General features: G+C 35.5%; 13 protein-coding genes and 1 riboswitch. Of the genes, 3 read left to right on the forward strand and 10 right to left on the reverse strand.

Annotated features, from left to right (window positions below; genetic code table 11):
* Positions 1 to 5: 5 nt before the first annotated feature.
* From HHT355_RS12125 to metK, 6 genes are all read right to left on the reverse strand, one after another.
* Positions 6 to 821 carry an ABC transporter permease gene (locus tag HHT355_RS12125; RefSeq protein WP_242967672.1) on the reverse strand — a complete coding sequence of 272 codons (816 nt, stop codon included), beginning with the start codon at positions 819 to 821 and terminating at the stop codon, positions 6 to 8.
* A gap of 140 nt (positions 822 to 961) precedes the next feature.
* Positions 962 to 2,116: an ABC transporter substrate-binding protein gene (locus HHT355_RS12130; RefSeq protein ID WP_242967673.1), complete on the reverse strand. Its 1,155-nt coding sequence runs from the start codon at positions 2,114 to 2,116 to the stop codon at positions 962 to 964.
* Between the two features lie 15 nt (positions 2,117 to 2,131).
* A complete protein-coding gene (locus HHT355_RS12135; RefSeq protein WP_103203714.1) occupies positions 2,132 to 2,377 on the reverse strand; it encodes a TM1266 family iron-only hydrogenase system putative regulator in 246 nt (81 codons plus the stop codon).
* 250 nt (positions 2,378 to 2,627) lie between these two features.
* Positions 2,628 to 3,317 (reverse strand): response regulator transcription factor, encoded by a 690-nt coding sequence (locus HHT355_RS12140; RefSeq protein ID WP_103203715.1) that lies wholly within the window; start codon positions 3,315 to 3,317, stop codon positions 2,628 to 2,630.
* Positions 3,314 to 4,831: a sensor histidine kinase gene (locus tag HHT355_RS12145; RefSeq protein WP_103203716.1), complete on the reverse strand. Its 1,518-nt coding sequence runs from the start codon at positions 4,829 to 4,831 to the stop codon at positions 3,314 to 3,316. The genes HHT355_RS12140 and HHT355_RS12145 overlap by 4 nt, the downstream gene beginning before the upstream one ends.
* Before the next feature lie 105 nt (positions 4,832 to 4,936).
* The gene (metK, locus tag HHT355_RS12150; protein WP_242967675.1) at positions 4,937 to 6,130 is read right to left on the reverse strand and encodes a methionine adenosyltransferase; all 1,194 of its coding nucleotides are present in this window, start codon (positions 6,128 to 6,130) and stop codon (positions 4,937 to 4,939) included.
* Between the two features lie 157 nt (positions 6,131 to 6,287).
* A riboswitch (SAM riboswitch) is annotated at positions 6,288 to 6,386 on the reverse strand.
* A 394-nt stretch (positions 6,387 to 6,780) separates the two neighbouring features.
* Here metK and HHT355_RS12155 point away from each other — a divergent pair.
* Both HHT355_RS12155 and HHT355_RS12160 read left to right on the forward strand, forming a co-directional pair.
* Positions 6,781 to 7,863 carry an HD-GYP domain-containing protein gene (locus HHT355_RS12155; protein ID WP_103203718.1) on the forward strand — a complete coding sequence of 361 codons (1,083 nt, stop codon included), beginning with the start codon at positions 6,781 to 6,783 and terminating at the stop codon, positions 7,861 to 7,863.
* 224 nt (positions 7,864 to 8,087) lie between these two features.
* Positions 8,088 to 9,263, forward strand: a complete 1,176-nt coding sequence (locus tag HHT355_RS12160; protein ID WP_103201453.1) for an ISL3 family transposase — start codon at positions 8,088 to 8,090, stop codon at positions 9,261 to 9,263.
* Positions 9,264 to 9,510: 247 nt separating this feature from the next.
* Here the strand turns inward: HHT355_RS12160 and HHT355_RS12165 are convergent, their stop codons facing one another.
* On the reverse strand, positions 9,511 to 10,812 hold the full coding sequence (locus HHT355_RS12165; protein ID WP_103203719.1) for a UDP-N-acetylglucosamine 1-carboxyvinyltransferase: 1,302 nt from the start codon (positions 10,810 to 10,812) through the stop codon (positions 9,511 to 9,513).
* A gap of 390 nt (positions 10,813 to 11,202) precedes the next feature.
* On the opposite strand from HHT355_RS12165, the gene HHT355_RS12170 reads away from it, so the two are divergent.
* Positions 11,203 to 11,541 (forward strand): Ig-like domain-containing protein, encoded by a 339-nt coding sequence (locus HHT355_RS12170; protein ID WP_103203720.1) that lies wholly within the window; start codon positions 11,203 to 11,205, stop codon positions 11,539 to 11,541.
* On the opposite strand, the gene HHT355_RS12175 is transcribed toward HHT355_RS12170, so the two are convergent.
* The 3 genes from HHT355_RS12175 to HHT355_RS12185 all read right to left on the reverse strand — a co-directional run bounded on the left by HHT355_RS12175 (position 11,531) and on the right by HHT355_RS12185 (position 17,309).
* Positions 11,531 to 13,273 carry a hypothetical protein gene (locus HHT355_RS12175; protein ID WP_103203721.1) on the reverse strand — a complete coding sequence of 581 codons (1,743 nt, stop codon included), beginning with the start codon at positions 13,271 to 13,273 and terminating at the stop codon, positions 11,531 to 11,533. The two genes, HHT355_RS12170 and HHT355_RS12175, sit on opposite strands and share 11 nt — an antisense overlap.
* 227 nt (positions 13,274 to 13,500) lie before the next feature.
* Complete coding sequence (locus tag HHT355_RS12180) at positions 13,501 to 15,825, reverse strand: cyclic nucleotide-binding domain-containing protein (RefSeq protein WP_103203722.1); 2,325 nt, start codon at positions 15,823 to 15,825, stop codon at positions 13,501 to 13,503.
* Between the two features lie 311 nt (positions 15,826 to 16,136).
* Positions 16,137 to 17,309: an NAD(P)-dependent malic enzyme gene (locus HHT355_RS12185; protein WP_103203723.1), complete on the reverse strand. Its 1,173-nt coding sequence runs from the start codon at positions 17,307 to 17,309 to the stop codon at positions 16,137 to 16,139.
* Positions 17,310 to 17,338 lie beyond the last annotated feature (29 nt).

Raw genomic sequence — 17,338 nt, forward strand, 5'->3', positions numbered from 1 at the left:
CTTTCTTAAGGTTTATTTGCATACTTTTTATCATGCCCGTAGTTTCCGATAAGTTTAACTACAATCTTTTCAAACAATACGCTTATTATAATTATAACAGTCGTCCAGGCAAAAAGCTCCTTTATCATCAGATAAAGCTTAGCTTCATATAAGTTTAAGCCTATGGAATTGGCAGGCCTTCCGATAACTTCCGCTGCTATACCCGATTTAAAACTAAATCCGAGTCCTACCGAAACAGCGGATTTTAAAAATGGCAAAAGGGCAGGTAAATATATGGCCTTTATCCGTTTCCATCCGCTCAACCTAAATACCTTTGCCATCTCAAGCAGTTTTATATCGGTACTTTTTAATCCATATAAAAGATTGGAAAAAGATATAGGCAATACCATTAAAAAGGCAATCAATACAGAAAGATTTTTAGAACTTATCCATACCAGAGCCAAGATTATAAACGAAGCAACAGGAGTTGACTTGATTATTTTCATTAATGGCGATATCAGTTCATATATAAGCTTACTTTTATAAGAAATCACCGCCAAAACAGCTCCCGAAACAATTCCAAGAAGAAAGCCGATAAAAATTCGTATAAATGAATTAAGAATACTAAGCCAAAATACCTGTTTTGCAGCTAAATCAATTATAGAAAGAAGCACTGAAAAAGGAGAGGGCAAAAACAGTTCCTGGTTAATTATTCTGCAGGCCGCTTCCCATATGAATATCCAAAAAATAAATACAAAAAATCTAATGACAAGTTTATTAATATGCTTTTTGATTGGTTTAGTTTCATGCCCGCTTTTCCGGCCAGCTTTTTCTTTCTTCAACTGCCTGCCCTCCTTTTAAATTAAAACGTTAAAATATTCAAATCCTAATTTTTAAAAAACCGGTGTATAATCAGAAAAATCCAAAATAGATTTTTTCTGCCGGAATTTATATTATAATAACTTCAAATAATTTTTTGTAATTATTGGATATAGTAAAAATCCTCGGCAGGTAATGCTCCGCCAACTGAATTTGGATTTTGTTCGAACAATATATTCAGGTATTTTTCTGCCATTTCCTTCATTTCAAAACCGCTTACAAAAGTTATATTGCAGTAAGGAATGGCTTTCTTTGCAACCGCTTCTTTAAAAAGGCCGAACTTTTCCACCAGTTGTGAAGCAGCGTCCACATTTTCGTTTACGAAATCCGTTGAAGCCTGATATTCCTTTAAGAAATCATTTACGGCTTCAGGATGATTCTCAAGAAAATCTTTGTTTACTACCAGGACTCCGGTAACTACGCCGTTCCCGTCATTTAATACTTTCCATTCCTCATCAATATTTATTGCAATCCGCACCTTGTCGTTATTCATCATTACAGTTGTAACATAGGGCTGAGGAAGCATAGCTATGGCATTATCAGCCTCGCTTAATATTGCGGCTACTTCCGTAGCTTCTGTCTTATATTCAACCGTAACATCCTTTTCCGGATCAATACCATAAGAATTTAGCAGGTAATTTAGGGTATATTGGGGTGTAGTTCCGTATCCTGTGGAGTATATAGTCTTTCCTTTAAGATCTTCCACCTTTTCTATAGAAGTTCCGGTTTCAACTATATAAAGAACACCCAATGTATTTACTGCTGCAAGCTTAATCTGGCCCTTAGTCTTGTTGTAAAGTACCGATGCCAGATTGCAAGGTACGGCGGCGATATCAAAATCACCCTTTATAAGTCCTGCACTGATTTCATCGGCTTCTCCTGCAATAGTAAAATTATAATTATGAAGAGCATTGTTATTTTTGGCATCTTCCATAAGTTTTACCATACCTATTCCGGTAGGCCCTTTTAATGCGGCAACATTTATATTAAGTTTCTCTTTAGTTTCCTCATTTACTGAAATATTTTCATTATTTGTATCTGCTTCTTTATTTTCCTCATTATCAACATCTGTTTCTTTTGTATTATCTTTCTTGTTGTTATCTGTACTATCTTCAGTTTCGTTTACGACATTATTCTGATTTTTAACATCTTTAGAATCTTTTTGACAACCGGTAAATAAAAGGATTAGCAGTATGGTTGATAATACCATCATAAATACAAGTTTTACCCGGTTAGAAATTATCTTTTTTCCAATCATATTATGCCTCCGTTCCTATTTTTTTGAAAATATGGTTTTTACACTGACTCCCTTTAACATTCCCAGCTTGCCTGCAAGGGAGCTGATTACATCCTGTTCGGCATGGAGTACTATGCTTATAATACATATATTTTTCTCGCGAAAAGGAATTCCCATCCTGCCTATGATATGTTCACCGTATTCATGCAAAATTTCATTCAGCTTTTGCACCGAGTCCATATCTTCCACAATAATTCCTATGTGGGCAATCCTTTTATCCATTGTTTCACCTCCGAAAAAAACCCTATGCACAGGCTTTTTGGCCTGCCGGCATAGGGTATAATAATCAGGCTCATATAAGTTCCTTATACTTGGAGCTTCCCCCTAATATAAGGCTTATTTATAAAACTCCTATGCCTTTCTGTCAGGAAATCCTTCTAGATTGGCATAGTTATTCTAGCATTTTGTTAAATTTATGTCAATATTAATCAAAACTTAGTTATAAAAATATGTATAAACCGAAATTATTTAATCATACCTTAAACCGGTATCCAACTCCCCAAATAGTTTCGATATATTGGGGTTTGGAAGTATTGCTTTCAATTTTTTCACGAATTTTCTTTATATGCACGGTTACGGTAGCTATATCACCGATAGATTCCATATCCCAAATCTTCCTGAAGAGTTCTTCTTTGGTAAACACCCGGTTGGGGTTTTCGGCAAGAAAGGCCAGCAGATCAAATTCCTTAGTGGTAAAGATTTTTTCTTCACCATTAACAAAGACTCTTCTTGCTGTTTTATCAATCTTAAGACCCCGTATTTCTATAACCTCGTTTTCTTTTTGTCCGGAGCCGATTAACCGTTCATATCTTGCAAGATGGGCTTTGACTCTAGCTACCAGCTCACTGGGACTAAAGGGCTTGGTTATATAATCGTCAGCTCCCATACCTAAGCCTCGGATTTTGTCTATATCCTCTTTCTTGGCGGATACCATAATAACCGGGATGTTTTTCTCTTCCCTGATTCTCCTGCATATCTCAAAACCGTCCACATTAGGTAGCATTAAATCCAAGATTATCAGATTAAATTCTTCTTTTAGAGCCCGTTCTACCCCAATATCTCCCGTTGTTTCAACTTCAACTTGAAATCCGGATAGTTCCAGGTAATCTTTTTCAAGTTCAGCTATAGCTATTTCATCCTCAATAATTAGAATCTTTTTCATTTTAATCCTCCTGACTGGGATAAGGTATCCTGATTATCCGTACTGCTCTTTTTTAATGTAAAGCTGATAGTCGTTCCTTCATGCCTTCTACTGCAAGCCCAAATCTTTCCCGAATGATCTTCAATTATTTTTTTTGCTATGGCAAGCCCAAGGCCGCTTCCTCCGGTTTTGGTACTTCTGGAAGCATCCGCCCTGTAGAAGCGATCAAATATATACGGCAAATCTTCTTTCGCAATACCCATTCCGTTGTCTTCTATATCTACCTGAACAAACTCACCTCTGTCATTTATGGTTATCTTCACTATGCCTTCAGGCTTGTCCATATATTTTACAGAATTTCCGATTATGTTATGAATAACCCTCTTTAACTGCTCCGCATCGGCAATTACCTTAACATCATTCTCCACAAAATTTTCGTAAATAACTTTTATATTTTTAACTTCAAGTTCCAGTTTCAGATCTTCTACACAGTCTTCAAAATAGTCATTAAGCCTGATGTTGGTAAAGGAATAGGGAATGGTGTTGCAGTCTATCCTGGTATAAAAAGCCAGTTCATCAACCAATACAGATATATCATTGGCTTTCATATATATGGTCTTAAGATATTTTTCCTGCTTTTCTTTAGTATCCGCAACACCATCCAAGAGTCCTTCCGAATATCCTTTAATGGCAGTAAGCGGTGTCTTTAAATCATGGGATATATTGCTGATTAATTCTTTAATATCTTCCTCATATTTAATCCGATCTTCAATCAGTTTCTTTAATCTTAGTCTCATATTCTCAAAGTCATCACAGAGCTGTCCGATTTCGTCATTCGAATCGGATGTTACGCAGTAATTAAGATCCCCTTCTTTAATGTGATGGGTAGCAATCCTTAAGACATTCAAGGGCTTAATTATACTTCTGTAAATCCAAAATATCAGCAATGATGCGGTAAAAAAAAGTATGATTATAAATGATATGGCGCTCTGAATGGCTACGGCTTTTATCTGCGGCATAAGTACATCCAGGTCTGTTATTACATAAATCGTACCCTTGCTGCCGTCTGTATACTCAAAATCCTGTACTTTGACCAAAAAAGGATTTTTTCCGCCCAGATAAATTCCTCCGTCAACTTCGGTGCTGCCGGTACCGTATTCGGGCAGAAGGCCGCTAATTATTTCAAACTTTTCTTTGTTTCCTATATATATAAACTCTTTTTCTTTACGAACTGCAAGAAAGGAATGTTTGGTCCTAAGCAAAGAATTAAGCTCTTCATAATAAGATGGATCACTTAATTTTTCGGGTATATTATGGGAATACAACTTAATCTCATTATATACGCCCCTGGTTATACGGTTAAAAATCTGTATAGGATTTGTAATTACCTGTATAGTCTTGGCCTCCACGTCATACGATGAATTGATGGAATACATCTGAAAACGCACAATTGTACCGGCCGTAACAGAAATTAAAACCATAGGCATGGCTATCATTATGAGAAATGCAATTATTAATCTGGACTTAAGTTTCATTTATCCACCTGTTTCTAATAAGGGCTTTCTCAGATTAGTATAACACAAACAGACCTATCTTGCATCTTAAGTAAATATAATATTTATAAAGTAATTATTAAGTTATTAATTTTTCAAATATACTTTCAGTTCCTCCGCCTTATCGGTTCTTTCCCATGTAAAATCAGCATCGTTTCTTCCGAAATGACCGTAAGCAGCCGTCTTTTTGAATATAGGCCTTCTAAGATCAAGCATTTTGATAATACCTGCAGGGCGAAGGTCAAAATGCTTTCTTACTATTTCAACCAGCTTTTCATCAGGCAATTTGGATGTACCAAAGGTATCGATCATTACCGAAGTCGGCTCAGCAACACCTATGGCATAGGAAAGCTGAACTTCACAGCGTTTTGCCAGGCCTGCGGCTACAATATTTTTTGCCACATAACGGGCAGCATATGCCGCGGAACGGTCTACTTTTGTCGCATCTTTACCGGAAAACGCACCTCCGCCGTGCCTTGCATATCCTCCGTAAGTATCAACTATTATTTTTCTTCCGGTTAATCCGCTGTCACCGTGAGGCCCTCCTATAACAAACCTGCCGGTAGGATTAATATAGAATTTGGTTCTTTCATCCACAAGCTCTTTTGGAAGAACTTCGTCGAAAACATATTTCTTAATATCTTCCCTAAGCCTTTCCATTGTTACGATTTCATCGTGCTGGGTTGACAAAACGACCGCATTAAGATGTACGGGTTTATTGTTTTCATCGTACTCAACCGTAACCTGCGCTTTGCCATCCGGTCTTAAATAATCAAGAATCTTTTCCTTTCTAACCTGGGAAAGCCTGCGGGTTAATTTATGAGCCAGAGAAATAGCAAAAGGCATATAATCTTCGGTTTCATCGGTTGCATATCCGAACATCATGCCCTGATCCCCTGCTCCGATGGAAGCAAGTTCATGATCGTCAGCTAAATTTTCCCTGATTTCCAAAGACTTGTCCACTCCCATAGCAATATCCTGAGACTGCTCATTAAGTGACACAATCACTCCACAGGTATTGGCATCAAAACCGTATTCCGATCTGTCATAGCCGATTTCACGAATAGTATCCCGTACTATTTTTTGAATATCTACATATCCCTTTGTAGTAATTTCACCCATAACAAGCACAAGCCCGGTTGTTATGGCAGTTTCACAGGCGACCCTGCTCATAGGATCCTGCTTAAGAAGTTCGTCCAATATGGCGTCTGATATTTGGTCGCAAATTTTATCCGGATGACCCTCGGTTACCGATTCAGATGTAAATAATCTTTTCATAATATTCCTCCGTTTTTAATATTTTTCATTGAATATAATTATTTGTGAGTAAGAGGGCTTAACGGTTAACAGCAAACAGATTTTGAATTATCTATTAAATAAAATTTTATTTAATAAAACAGGTCCGCAACAAGCGGACCGGATAATACAAAACCAATCCCTCTTATTGTTCGATTTCTCGCTCCGGTTGGCACCTTCCATACCAATGGGGTTGCCGTGGCTTCATCGAGCCTTGTCTCTCCGCCACTCTGAATAAGAGAAATTATAACCATATTCAATTATCTGTACTTAAGATAATATAACGTTATGTTTAACTAGTCAAGTATTTTTTCGACCATTTTTCCATTTAATTCTAATATTTTTCATTATATAGCAAAATTATTTTTTTGATTTTTATCTTTTTTGTACTAAATTTATAGATTTGTAAGAAATATTGCCTATATTTTGTATAGATGATTGACGTTTTAATACATATTTTATATACTTTTATTAAGTTTAAACAGCAATTTACTGTCAGCGCATCCGGTTTTGATGTAAAATTGCTTATATTTATAATATAAACTAAAAAGTTTATTATATAAACTGTAAGTTTTGCTCATCAAAAAATTTAGAAAGGAGCGCCAGTTATACATATCAATGGCATGTGAATCTCTATGAACACAGTAAAGATACTTACATCGCAAGCAGTTCCCGGTATGGTTGTTTCGGAAGACATATACACAAAAGATCTGCATCTTATAATTTCCAAAGGAACCGTCCTTACTGATAAAATTATCACGAGGCTGAATTTCTATTCCATAACCGATTTTTATATTTACTCCGATGAGAACCTGGTTAAAGTAGAAACAGATTATTTTGAAAATACCTTTTACACCGAGCTTAAAAAAAGCGAGTCTTTCAACCGTTTTTACCAGGCTTATCATAACAGTGCCAACCGTATAAAAGATTCCATGGACAGCATTATGGATAATCATAATGAATTTGATGCAGACAAATTATTGTCCGAAGTCCGAAATATATTGTACCATTGCAGCACAAATATAGAGCTTTTTCATATGCTCCATTGTATGAGAGAGTATGATGACACCACTTATATTCATAGTTTGAACGTAGCATTAATTTGTAATATTATCGGCAAATGGCTTCATTTCTCCTCGGAAGATCTTGAGGCTATTACCCTTGCAGGTCTGTTACATGATCTGGGTAAACTTTTTATCCCTAACGAAATAATTACAAAACCAAGTAAACTTAATGACTTTGAATTTTCCATGATAAAAACCCATACTATCAGAGGATATCAGATTCTAAAGAATAAGAAAATAGATGAAAGGGTTAAAAATGCCACCTTAATGCATCACGAAAGATGTGACGGCAGCGGATATCCAAACGGTTTATTAAGCCATGAGATAGACCCCTTTGCAAAATTGGTGGCGATTGCCGATGTATATGATGCCATGACCAGCGCTCGGGTTTACAGAGGACCTTTATGTCCTTTCGAAGTAATAAACCTTTTTGAAACGGAAGGTTATTTAAAATATGATACAAAATATATTTTAACCTTCCTGGAAGGAGTCGTTCAAACTTATATTAATAATACGGTACGACTAAACAACAAAATGGAAGGGCAAATAGTATTTATAAATAAGTTTGACCTTTCAAGGCCGGTAATTTTAAGCAACGGTCAATTCATAGATTTGTCAAAGCAACGAGATTTATATATAGAGGCATTGATCTGATATTTTTCTATTGCCGGCATGCCAGCTATATCAATTGCATAAAGGCAGCGCCTTTGTCAATACTTCTTCCTTAAAAGTACATATATCATTAAAAATATAAATAAGGTTCTATAATAAATGTTGGGGTAAGTGAATCATTTAGTTCACAACCCCAGCATTTTAGTTTATAATAAAAAAACCTCCCAGTGCCAGTCAATAAGTAGACCACCAGGAGGTAAATAAATATGCTTAATAAGCATATCACATCTTTATTAAATTTGGAAGGTATTTTTGTAAAAAAAATCAACCACGCAGATAATTATTTAAAAATTTATATTGAAACAAAAGCCACAACACAGATTTGCCCTTGTTGTCATCAACAAACTAAACAGATACATGATTACCGTTATCAAAAAATTAAAGATTTACCTTTACAGTTCAAAGACTGCTATCTAATTCTTAAAAAAAGGCGGTATCGTTGTAAGTGTGGAAAACGTTTTTATGAAAAATATCCCTTTTTAGCTAGATATCAGCAACGAACCACTCGTCTTACTCAATACATAGCTAATGAATTACGAAATTCGGTTTCTATAAAAGCTGTTGCTGAAAAATCTAATGTATCTCATTCAACGGTCACTAGAATTCTGGATACTATTCATTATTCTAGTTTCCCTTTGAAAGATGCTATTGCTATTGATGAATTTAAAGGTAACGCTGAAACAGGTAAATATCAATGTATTATTGTTAATCCTAAAAAGAATTACATTATGGACATCCTACCTGACAGAACTCAATCTCATCTTTCTGCTTATTTTAGAGAAATGAATCGTAATGAAAGGCATCGGGTAAAATTCTTTGTTTGTGATATGTGGCAGCCATATGTTGATTTAGCTTATAGTTATTTTCCTAATGCTGTAGTAATTATTGATAAATATCATTTCATAAGGCATGTAACCTGGGCAATAGAAAATGTACGTAAAAGAATACAAAAATCCATGTCTCCTACTTTGAGAAAATACTACAAAAGAAGCCGTAAATTAATTCTTACCAGGTATTATAAGTTAAAGGATGAAGATAAAAAAGCCTGTGATCTTATGCTGCTTTATAACGATGATTTAAGGAAAGCTCATATGCTTAAAGAATGGTTTTATGATATTTGTCATAATGAAAAGTATTCTATTCAAAGAAAAGAATTATTTGAATGGATAAAGAATGCAGAAAACTCAGGCATTAAAGAGTTTAAAAAATGTGCAGCAACTTTCCGACATTGGTCAAAAGAAATACTAAATGCATTTAAATATGGCTTAACCAATGGTGTAACAGAGGGATTTAATAATAAAATAAAGGTACTTAAGCGTATATCATATGGTATAAAAAACTTTGAAAGATTTCGTACACGTATCTTACATTCTTGCAATTAAATAAAAATAAATATGACTGGCACGAGGTTTATTTGTCATGCCCAAAAACAGGTATTGGTGAGTCAATTATAAAAATAGGCTCTAAGCCTAGTGTTTTAGCATGATTCAAACATATCATACCCCAACACTTGACAAAGAGCCATAAATAAAAAGGAAGTTTGGACTTAATTGCCAACCTTCCTTTTTGTTTTAAAAAAGCTGTGCCAATTTTTCTATCAGCACAGCAGTTACAATCCTATTAATATTATTAGCTGACCTTTAACTTAAACTTCCTGATGGCTTTGGTATCTCTTGCATCAACTTTTGCAATAGCGGCACCTAATTTCTGCATTTTCCTTTCAAAGTCCTCATAACCTCGTTCAATATATTCTACATTCTCAACAATCGTATATCCTTCCGCCATAAGGCCTGCCATAACAAGGGCGGCTCCACCGCGTAAATCGGAAGCACTCACGATTGCACCGGTAAGGCGCTCTACACCTGTTATTATTGCCGTATTGCTTTCTACCACTCTGATATTTGCTCCCATTTTTGTCAATTCGTCTACGTATTTAAATCTGTTCTCAAAAATACTTTCAGTTACAATGCTGGTTCCGGTAGACAAAGTTAATAAAGTAGTCATCATAGGCTGCATATCGGTTAAAAATCCGGGATACGGCAGGGTCTTTACCTGAGTACTGTTAGGCCTTTTATCGGCAATTACTCTGACCGCATCATCATACTCTATAACCGTAACGCCTACTTCCAAAAGCTTTGCAGTAAAAGCTTCCAGGTGTTTGGGTATAACATTCTTGACAAGAACATCTCCCATAGAAGCTGCCGCCGCAAACATAAAGGTTCCTGCCTCTATTTGGTCGGGAATTATAGAATATTCGCTTCCATGGAGTTTAGGAACACCTTTTATCCGGATAACATCAGTTCCGGCTCCTTTGATATTTGCTCCCATACTGTTAAGGAAGTTAGCTACATCAACCACATGAGGTTCTTTTGCGGCATTCTCGATTGTAGTCTGGCCCTCAGCCATACAGGCTGCCAACATAACGTTTATTGTTGCTCCTACACTGGATTCGTCAAAATAAATAGAAGCACCTTCCAGCTTATCCGCCTTTGCACAAATTAAACCGTGCTCAATTTTTACATCTGATCCCAGAGCTGCAAACCCTTTGATATGGCGGTCTATAGGTCTGCTTCCAATATTACATCCTCCGGGCAATGCCACCTGAGCTTCCTTATATTTTCCCAGCAAAGCTCCTACCAAATAGTAGGAACCCCGTATTTTTCTTACATACTCCGAATCTGCCTTTACAGTGTTGATTTTTGATCCGTTAATTTTTATGGTGTGCTTATTGATTCTTTCAACCTTAGCACCCAAATCTTCAATAACATTAAGCAGTATATCTATATCACTAATATCAGGAACATTTTCTATCTTAACAGTTTCGTCTGTCATAATTGCCGCTGCAATAATCCCCAAAGCCGCATTTTTATATCCGCTTATTTCAACTTCGCCTCTTAAAGGTTTTCCACCCTTTATAATATATTGCTCCATAGCACACCTCATAATTTTTTGTTGTTCTGCAAATATATAATTAATTAATAAAATTTGTTAAATTTTTATCCGCTATTTTGATTATACCACAATGTGGGTTTTTGTAAATCGTTTTTTATGTTTTTAATTTTACTTAAAGCGTTAAATTACTCCATAAAATGCCACGTCTTTTTTTATTGTTTTATATTTATATTTTAAATCATGTTCCTTTTTATATTCCTTTTATTATGTATAAAAGAAAGGAAACCGACTGAAAAAAGAAAGAAACATTACCATTTTATTGTATATGAAAATTTTTCATGTTATAATAAATTTAAAAAAACATTATAGATAAAACAGGTTAACTGCAAAAGTACATTCATACGGTTTTACTGACAAGGAGATGATATTATGCCTAATTACATAACTATTGAATCTGTCAGCGGAGGCGGTAGAAACCTTATTAGGCAGGATTTTAGACAAAGAACAAACCAATTTGTATGGCGGATAAAATTTTCAATTCCTCTTAACCCTTCTACCGTGAACAATAAAAATGTATACATTACCACCGAAAACAATACTCCGTTGTTAACTAATATTCGTTATGATTCGGTAAACAATTATATTGAAATAGAACCATTGGAACCTTATAGTTCCAATGAATCTTATATATTGCACGTCACAACCAATGTAGAATCCAAAAACCGCAAAAGGCTCCCAAACGAAATTACATTACAATTTAAGATATAATATGCATGGTAAAATCCTCAGGTAATAAGGTCAGATATTCAGTATCAGCAACCATTTCCTCGGCTTCATGCCGGGGAATTTCTGTTCCAATTCTAAGATCAGCGGCTGCTATGGCATTTCGTATATATTCGGAGAATTTTTCAAATCTTTTATCCTTATCCTCAACATTTATGATGTTATATAATCCGTTTTTTAACGGTACTAAAGCCGAAGGGTGTAATTTATATCCTCTAAGAGCGATACCGGCATATGCAAATCTCATCAGATCGTCTTCCGAATAAGGTGGTATATGTATCCTGTTATTTATGGATTCTATAATTTTGGGGCATTCTCTAAATAAATTGTTTATATTCTCATTGCTGTCTTCAAATATTACAGCAATATCCCCACTTAAAATTTCTGCCAGCTCCAATACTTTTTCAATAGCAGGCCGCTTAAGCTCACCGGCCCTTTCTATAAGCAAACAGCATTTTCTTAATTCTTCTTTTCTCTCCGTTATATCGGTTTCCGTTAACTTCTGAGCCGATATTTTTAACAGTTTGGACGATCCAAGTTTTCCTGCCTTACTAAGGAAGATGGCTATTTCCTTTGCCAAAGTTGTTTTTCCGGACAAAGGTTCACCGGTTATTATCATTTGCATATTATGGTTATTATCGATAATCAGCTCCAGGCTGTCAGCCAGTTGCTTTTGCAGATCCTTAATATGAATAAAATTACCGAATAAATATCTTAAATTCACATTCAAACGTTCCGATAAATTATCAAGCCGACTTAGGTCCTCGTTAGTTTCGTTCAACTCAAACAAGGCTTCAATTTCTTTTTGCACATCAGCTTGTGCATAATCAGTATCTTTTTCAATTTTATCATAATTGTCCAGTAAGGAATCTACTTCCTTACGCATATTGTCGGTTATCTCACTTAAAACATGATCATCTATTTCATCCTCTGTCGTAGCTTTGCTTTCAACAGACAATTGTCCACTGCTTAGTTCATTTTCTGCTTCATAATCCACATAAATACTGCTATCTTCAGACTTTTCGTTAACTATATTAAGGTTATCCGTATCAATTATTTCACCGTTTCGGCCTTCATATTCAAAATCGTCTTTTTGCTCCTTATTTGCCCTGCTTTTTAGCTTCTGTATTATTTCATCCTTGTTAACTTCACCGGAATAATATGCTTTTAAAATTTTGGCCTTTTCAACATAACTGCCCTCACCAAACATAAGAATTATTTCCGAGCATTCCTGGATACACTCTTTTTCCATGCCTGCCTTATAGTAAAGCTTTGCCAGTTCATACGTCCACTTTTCCAAATAAATATGCTCTTTTAGTTTCTTTAAAGAATTTATCAATACGTCGTACGGTTCTTTCTTTAATTTGTCAATCTTATACCTGTATATATAATAATTGTAATCATTGGGAGCAATCTCTCTGTATTCATTTAGAAATTGTTCGGCTTCCGCAATATTCTTTCTTCCGATAGCAGCAACTACCATCTGATCCAGTACTCGTCTGTTTCTTGATTTTTTATATACACGATAAAGCAGGTCCATGGCTTCATCGTATCTTTCATTATGAATGAATATATCGGCAAAAAGGCTTAGGTCAGCTATATTTTTTACCTTTTTTAACTGTATTGTGTCTAGAATTTTCTGAGCAGAGTCATAATCTCCGTTTTGAACTCTTCTACGAATTTCTTCTGTCTTTATGATAATTCCATAGCTTCCCATTATTCTTCCTCCTTATTAATGGATTAAGCTCTGCTTTACTCCTTTATTCATTACTATACTATCATTTGTGACAAATTTACTCAAGATATAAAGACAAAATAAGAACCTTAACTACAAAAATTTTAAAGATAAGAAATACTGCCGCCTTGCGATCCTGTTAACGCAATAGCGGCAGCCCTGTGATACAGTTTACTTAACGTTCTGCTTTATTTAAGCAACTGCTTTCGTTACGTTTCTTTATAATAATCCAATGTATCTGTCAGCTCTTTTGTAAGCTGAATACTGTCTTTCTGGAGCATCCGATATCTTCCTTCAAGCTCTTTTATTTTCTTTAAACGGTTTTTATTAAACCTTGCAAAGGCTTCTTCAAATACAGGCTGAATAGTCAACTGTTCCCTAATCTTTTTAGAAAACGGACAATAAGTTGCCAAAATTTCCCTGACAGGTTTATTTAACTTTATAGCTCCGCCTGATTCAAAGATAATCCATGTTTCATAATCTATGACAAATATTTCTCTGCTGTTATTTCTGCCTTTTTGAATTTGCAGTTTTATTTTTTCCTTTTTTTCTTCTGACAGATTTTTATTCTTTTTATAGAATTGTATATAGTCCGAATACTCAGACGTCAATGATTTATATTTGATATCGTTCCAGGCAACACCTTCTATGGTTCTGCACATCTCCCAGCGGAATCGGCCGCATACCCGAACCATTTGCAAGAAAAGATCTCCCTCAAAAAGCACCGGGAAAATAAACCTTCCGGGACTGCCCCTTCTTCTTCCCGTAATGTCCTGCCACATTATAGCATTTGTTCCTATCGTCGGCATTAAAATAATATCCGGGAATACTCTTTTTATTATATACTCTTTTTCTATGTTTTTAGATTTGTCGGTATATAAAAGCTCCCAGTCAAAAATGGAAAAATCTATATCTAAAAGCTTGTTTAAAACATCTTTTATCTTTCCGGCAGACAGATAAGCTTTATCCGGTATACTTGATAATGCATCTTTGTGAAGCACAGGAACAAAGACAGATATTTGCCCGCTGGTCAGCCTGTTGTTATAGCGGAACATATTCTGAATTTCATATTCCAGCTTTCTTTCATTATCGGTACTGTATTCATTATACTGTTTATCAGTAATCATTCCTCTGCTCTTCATCGATAAGAGCATCTCGTTATATTCCTGGTCAAATTCATTCTTAGATGGCTCTTTCTTACCTTCATAAATAAGCGTAAGCCATTCTTTTATATTGTAGACATTATCGCAAGGATCATCCTCTTCCAAAAAATAAAGGGATAAAATCTGATCCTTGGTCAAAAGTCTCTCATCCGCATATCCGTATTTTAAAAACATATCAATAATTCTAGGAACATGTTTATCATGATATGCCTTCAAAAACACAGCTTTATACAATACATAGTATGTCTCCGTAAGCTGCTTTCTTATTTTTCTGGCATAGTCATCAGTCGAGAACTTGTCCTTCAAATTTATAAAGTCCATCATGATGCTTTGCATCTGATTTGTTGTATCCTCATCTATTTCCGCATAATCAAGGATTTGCCGGTAAGAATCCGTAAGCTCCTCTAAAACTTTTTCGGCTTCTTCCACTGAATATTTTATAAAGGTTTGAACACTCAACTCCTTATCTTTTGTACCGGTATTTATAAGATGATAAATTTCCTCGATTCGCTTGCGGTTTACGGAAAAATCCCTGCCTAATCTGGTTTTTAAAAATACTTCCAGATTATTTATGTTGTTTATAATATTATCAAGTATGTCTAAAAGCTGCTTGCTGTTGCCGTCCGCATTTACAATTTCAATGGCATGGGAAGCAATCAGGCCGAAAAGACTTTTGTCGCTGTCATCAATTAAGTACTCTGTCCATAAGATAAGTTTCTTTGTGTATGACTTCAAAACATCATTCAACTGGCTGATAAGGTCGGACTGCTCTTCTATCTGGTATAGGGTTATTATATTGCTGACACTATAATATGATTTCATTACATCTATAGGAATCTTTGCATATTCCATATAAAATTCAATTTTTTCATTATCCAGTTCCCGTTCTATTTCCAGGTTGGTCAGATCGTCGACCCACTGCGGTTTTCTTACCGTATATCCAAGTCTTGAGGCAGATTCATAATAAACCTTATAATTGTCGGTAAGTAAATTATAAAGCTCACGTCCGTACCTTATAATACCCTGATAGGTTTGACCCAGCTCATAAATAATTTTGCTTAAGGAGGCTACCATAAAGCCGTTGTAGTCTTTATTTATGGAAAGTATCTTTTCCAAGTCCTCCTTGTGCTCAACCGCAAATAAATATATTATAACATCATCCGACGCCATATATGTACTTTGATATACACCGTGCAAAACATCATTTACTGCAAGAAAAGATCCCGGCCCCACCAAATATCTTGCACCGTCATGATAAACCTGAATATTTCCTTTAACCAAAAGTGCGATACTGTTTAGAGGCTCTCCTTCATTATAAATGACGGTTCCTTTTGATAATTGATTAACTGCATTTAATTTCATCTTTTGCATCAAATGAACCTCTCCAATTCCTGTAGTATGTTTATAGTCTTTTTCTTATTATATACTAAAGGCAAATTAATAAAAAGCCATTTTTTATGCCAACTGCATAAAATAGTACAAAATTCTTATTATAAAGCAACTTTAATACACAATTTTGGCATTATTTGCATATATAACCAACAATAGATTAAAATTTTAGAACAAATAAAACAATATTTTTACTTTATAAAAAAGTTGCAACTTTTTCCCCATTGTATATTATCCGTTTGGGTTCTAAAATTGCAACGGTTTTTATGCGGTATTATTTAAAGCTAAGTTGCCTATATTCTTGCAACATTGGTTTCGTAAGCAGCCTTAATTACGGCCTCTGCAACTGCCTTACTTACCCTTTTATCCAATGCATTTGGTATAATATACTCTTCGTTTAGTTCTTCGTCCGTCACTAAAGAGGAAATGGCATAAGTTGCGGCCACCTTCATTTCTTCATTAATAGTTTTTGCTCGGCAGTCCAAAGCTCCTCTAAATATTCCCGGAAATGCCAGGACATTATTTATCTGATTGGGAAAATCCGAACGCCCTGTTCCGACTATCCTTGCTCCTGCTTCTTTTGCCAGGTCAGGCATAATCTCCGGCACGGGATTTGCCAAAGCAAATACGATTGATTCAGCTGCCATAGATTTTATCATGTCTTTGCTTAGTACATCCGGAGCAGATACCCCTATAAATACATCCGCATCTTTTATGGCATCTTCAAGATTACCCTTTTTTCTTGCCTTATTGGTAACCTTAGATATTTCCTTCTGGGCAGGATTTAATTCTTCCATCCCTTCACAAATAATACCGAAACGGTCAACCATAATAATGTCACTTAGCCCTAAATTTATCAAATGCTGGGCAATAGCAATCCCGGCCGATCCGGCTCCGTTAATAACAACTTTAACTTTTTTAATGTCCTTTTTTACCAGTTTCAAAGCATTTATTAACGCCGCCCCCACAACTATAGCGGTTCCATGCTGATCGTCATGGAATACCGGAATGTCACATATCTCTTTAAGTCTTCTTTCAATTTCAAAACAACGGGGAGCGGATATATCTTCAAGATTTATGCCTCCAAAGCTGCCCGATATCAAATATATCGTTCTTACGATTTCGTCAATATCTTTGGTTCGCAGGCAAATTGGAAAGGCATCTATATCGGCAAACTCTTTAAACAGGGCACATTTTCCTTCCATAACAGGCATACCGGCCTCCGGCCCTATATCTCCCAGCCCTAAAACTGCAGTTCCGTCCGTAATAACTGCGACCAAGTTACCCCTGCGGGTCAGCTCAAAGGACAAATCATAATTTTTTTGTATTTCCTTACAGGGTTCGGCAACCCCAGGTGTATAAGCTATTGACAAATCCTCCTTTGATTCTATTTTTGCCCGGGATATTACTTCAATTTTTCCTTTCCATTCATAATGTTTAGCAAGAGACTTATTTTTTATGTCCATAAAGCCGCCTTTCTATTTTTACAAAAGAT

Origin of the sequence: Herbinix hemicellulosilytica (genome assembly GCF_002904165.1) — a bacterium.
GTDB classification, from domain to species: Bacteria; Bacillota; Clostridia; order Lachnospirales; family Lachnospiraceae; genus Mobilitalea; species Mobilitalea hemicellulosilytica.

Coding starts and splice junctions, on each gene's coding strand:
- HHT355_RS12130 (WP_242967673.1), bottom strand. CDS start 2,116: ATGATTGGAAAAAAGATAATTTCTAACCGGGTAAAACTTGTATTTATG.
- HHT355_RS12135 (WP_103203714.1), bottom strand. CDS start 2,377: ATGGATAAAAGGATTGCCCACATAGGAATTATTGTGGAAGATATGGAC.
- HHT355_RS12140 (WP_103203715.1), bottom strand. CDS start 3,317: ATGAAAAAGATTCTAATTATTGAGGATGAAATAGCTATAGCTGAACTT.
- HHT355_RS12145 (WP_103203716.1), bottom strand. CDS start 4,831: ATGAAACTTAAGTCCAGATTAATAATTGCATTTCTCATAATGATAGCC.
- HHT355_RS12155 (WP_103203718.1), top strand. CDS start 6,781: ATGAACACAGTAAAGATACTTACATCGCAAGCAGTTCCCGGTATGGTT.
- HHT355_RS12160 (WP_103201453.1), top strand. CDS start 8,088: ATGCTTAATAAGCATATCACATCTTTATTAAATTTGGAAGGTATTTTT.
- HHT355_RS12165 (WP_103203719.1), bottom strand. CDS start 10,812: ATGGAGCAATATATTATAAAGGGTGGAAAACCTTTAAGAGGCGAAGTT.
- HHT355_RS12170 (WP_103203720.1), top strand. CDS start 11,203: ATGCCTAATTACATAACTATTGAATCTGTCAGCGGAGGCGGTAGAAAC.
- HHT355_RS12175 (WP_103203721.1), bottom strand. CDS start 13,273: ATGGGAAGCTATGGAATTATCATAAAGACAGAAGAAATTCGTAGAAGA.
- HHT355_RS12180 (WP_103203722.1), bottom strand. CDS start 15,825: ATGCAAAAGATGAAATTAAATGCAGTTAATCAATTATCAAAAGGAACC.
- HHT355_RS12185 (WP_103203723.1), bottom strand. CDS start 17,309: ATGGACATAAAAAATAAGTCTCTTGCTAAACATTATGAATGGAAAGGA.